Source organism: Lentiprolixibacter sp. (assembly GCF_982873095.1).
The window spans coordinates 1-3,729 of record NZ_CEYNTP010000257.1 but is presented as its reverse complement, the minus strand read 5'-3'; the positions used below and the strand labels follow the sequence as shown (position 1 = coordinate 3,729).

Genomic DNA, 3,729 nt, shown 5'->3' with positions numbered 1-3,729 from the left:
GACCAAATCAACTCCGGTTGCCCCTTAAAATTCCAGATCGTCCAGATCGTCTTCGAGCTCATTGACCTTGATAATTGAGTCGATCGCTTTGGTACAATCCGTATTGATGGTCATTTCTTCGGGTGCAGGAAATTCTCCATCAGATACCCCCAACTCAGGATTGGCATAATTTTGTTTCATATACAGGCCCCAAATGGGTAAGGCCATGGATGCTCCCTGTCCGTAGATGATCGACTTAAAGTGGGTAGCCCGGTCTTCACCTCCGACCCAAACCCCGGTGACCAGGTTGGGTACCATACCCATAAACCAGCCATCACTTTGGTTCTGGGTAGTCCCGGTTTTCCCCGCAATCGGGTTGGTAAATTCATAGGGGTAGCCCGTAATGATTTCTTTGTAGACAGTTTCTTCTGCCTGGGTATTATGGCGCAGCCGTGTCCCCGAGCCACCTTCAGTGACCCCCTCCATAAGGTTAATCATGGCATAGGCCACCTCTTTGCTCAGGACATCCTTGGTCTCTGGCGTATACTCATACAAGACGGTCCCGTTCTTGTCTTCAATGCGGGTGACCATCACGGGTTTTACGTATACCCCCTGGTTGGCAAAGGTCCCGTATGCCCCCACCATTTCATAGACATTAAAGTCTGGCGTACCCAGTGCAATGGAAGGAACCTCGGGAATTTCTCTGGTGAGTCCCAGGTTTTTAACGATAGATACTACCGGTTTTGGCCCTACCCGGTCTATCAGCTGGGCCGTAACGGTATTTACAGAATTCGCCAGTGCCCGTTTCAGACTGTACATTTCCCCTGAGTATTTACCATTGGAATTTTTGGGGCACCAGGGTTCCGGGTTGCCATGCTTGTTGGCTTCGATACAATACTGGTTATCGGGAAGCTCATCACAGGGAGAATACCGCAGCTGATCAATGGCAGCCGCATAGACAAAAGGTTTAAATGTAGAGCCTGCCTGCCGGGCCCCCTGTATTACATTATCATACTGAAAATGCCTGTAATTGATCCCACCTACATACGCCTTTACATGCCCGGTCTGAGGTTCCATAGACATCAGGGATGCCCTTAAGAAGGTCTTGTAATACCGGATCGAATCCAGCGGGGTCATAATAGTGTCCTTTTCCTGGGTCTCACTATTCCAGTCGAACACCGTCATTTCCGCTTTTTCATTAAAAGACGCACGGATCTTCTTTTCTGATATCCCTGCAGCCTTCATTTTGCGCCACCTTTCAGAATTCTTTATAGCCCGCTCCATGATGCGATCGATTTCCTCAGTTTCCAGGTCCATGAAAGGTGTGGTTGGATTTCGTTGCGGGGTATTCTGGTGGAAAAATTCGGCCTGCAACCGTTTCATGTGCTCGGCCACAGCCGCCTCTGCATTAGCCTGCATACGGGAATCAATTGTGGTATACACTTTTAGGCCGTCCAGATAAATATTCCAGGTATCGCCCCCATCCTCACTTATTGGTTTTGGGTTTTCTTTGACCCATTTTTTTAAGAACGTCTGTAGGTATTGCCTGAAGTATTGGGCCAACCCTTCCCTGTGCGACTCCGGATTGAAATTGATATCCATCCTCAGGGCCTGAAGGGAATCCTTCTCCTCTTCTGTGATATATTCGTACTTGGCCATCTGGGCGAGTACGGTATTTCTCCTGTTGAGGACTAATTCCGGTCTTCTCAATGGATTGTAAAGTGAGGAATTCTTTAACATGCCCACCAGGACCGCAGATTCTTCTGTCTTAAGATCGTGGGGCTCCTTTCCGAAGTAAATCTTTGCCGCTGAACGGATCCCATCTGCATTATAGTTGAAGTCATAGATGTTCATATACATGGCTATGATCTCTTCCTTGGTGTAGTTGCGCTCCAGGCGGGTGGCGATCACCCATTCCTTCATTTTTTGTGTGATGGCCTGAAAGGTGTTCTTAGATCGAACCCCAACAAATAATTGTCGGGCCAGTTGTTGCGATATGGTACTGGCTCCTCCTTTTTGTCCGAGGTAGGCCAGGGCCCTGAGAAATCCTCGCGCATCTATCCCGGAATGTTCATAGTAACGGGCATCTTCCGTTGCCACAAGGGCATTGATAAGATTTTCAGGCAGGTCCTTATAGTCAACTGGCGTGCGATTGTCATCCAGGTAAAATTTCCCAAGGGTTTCCCCGTCTGATGACAGGATTTCTGTAGCCAGGTTGGTCTGCGGATTTTCGAGGCGTTCAAAGGTGGGCATTTCTCCAAACACCCCCCAGGCAGCTAATAGGAATAAAAGGAAAAAGGCCAGGACCCCGGTGAAAAAAAGTCCCCAAAACCACTTGAGGTACTTTCCAAAAGAGGGTTGGTGCTTCTTCTTACTACTTTGCTGTGATTTAGCCATAAATTACTCGCTCGATTCTATTTGAAATCCAACATCTGTGATGCCTTCCAGCAGATCTACCCCTTCCACAACGCCGTTTTGTCTCATCGCGTGGGTAATCCGTAAGGTATATACGCCCGAATCGGGAAAAACGATGTTTTCCTTGTACCAAAGTTTGTTCTCTTTAAGGCTGCCATAGCCCTTCCCCAGCCATTTTCCGTCTGGCAGTGCCATTTCATATTCCAGGGTGTCCCGTATTATTGATCCGTCAGGAAATTTCAGATCTGTAATCAGAAAAAGGTTGCTGTAAGGGAACCGGTTGTCATTCCTGATGTTGATAAACAGATTGTACCTGGATATTGTATCGCTTTGTGAAAACGTAAATTCCTTCGCTTCATCACGGGACCAGGAGCCCTCTGAGTTCGACTGGAATTCGGAGAACACCAGGGCATTGTTACAGGAACACCCCAACAGCAAAATGATCCCAAAAACTAAAATCCTAGGCATTTCTCGCAGTGGTTTTCTTGTTATTCGGTTTGCGTTTTTTCCTTCGTTTTTTTCTTCGCTTGGGACGATCGAAACGGGTCAGGCTATCCTGTCCCACCGCATTCTCAAAGATCAGGCTATCATCTTTCATATTATCCGCTGCGTATTCTTCAAGGCTTGCGATCTTTTCCTTCTTCCTGTTTTTGGCCAGGATCTCCTTTACCTGATCTTTGGTCAGCGCGTGCCAGTTAGACGGATCATCCTTATAGGAGAACCACAGGGTTTCCTTGAAGATATCGGCCTTCTGGCAAAAGGCCAGTCCTTTCTGAGTGGAAATCTTCGCATCCTGGGAAGGAAAATCCTTGAGGGCCTCCAGATAAACATCCAGTTCGTAGTTCAGGCAGCATTTCAGTTTTCCGCACTGCCCTGCAAGTTTTTGAGGGTTGAGTGAAAGTTGCTGGTAGCGGGCTGCTGCGGTGCTGACAGACCTGAAGTCCGTTAGCCAGGTGGAGCAACATAGTTCCCGTCCACAGGAACCGATACCGCCCAGGCGCTGTGCTTCCTGACGGTAGCCGATCTGCCGCATTTCTATACGTATCCCGAAGGCCTTGGCCATATCCTTGATCAACTGGCGAAAATCCACACGCTCCTCGGCTGTGTAATAAAAAGTGGCTTTGGAACCGTCTCCCTGAAATTCTACGTCAGAGATTTTCATTTCCAGTTTAAGCAGGATAGCCATTTCCCGGGAGCGCTTTTTGATCTCTTCCTCCTTATTCCGGGATTTCTGCCATTTGTCGATATCCTTCTGAGTAGCCTTGCGGTAGATTTTTGGGAGTTCCCCATCCTGAGGAAAGGCCTTTTTCTTTTTCATCTGTACCCGAACCAATT

3 protein-coding genes are annotated in these 3,729 nt (G+C 48.0%); all 3 read right to left on the bottom strand.

Annotated features, from left to right (window positions below):
* Window positions 1-24: 24 nt before the first annotated feature.
* Entirely contained in the window at window positions 25-2,376 is a 2,352-nt protein-coding gene (locus AC4E7D_RS12710) for a penicillin-binding protein 1A (protein ID WP_490174162.1), read from the bottom strand.
* Between the two features lie 3 nt (window positions 2,377-2,379).
* Complete coding sequence (locus AC4E7D_RS12705) at window positions 2,380-2,862, bottom strand: gliding motility lipoprotein GldH (protein WP_490174161.1); 483 nt, start codon at window positions 2,860-2,862, stop codon at window positions 2,380-2,382.
* Window positions 2,855-3,729: PSP1 domain-containing protein (locus AC4E7D_RS12700; RefSeq protein ID WP_490174160.1), on the bottom strand; the 875-nt coding region annotated here is incomplete at its 5' end. The genes AC4E7D_RS12705 and AC4E7D_RS12700, both read right to left, overlap by 8 nt.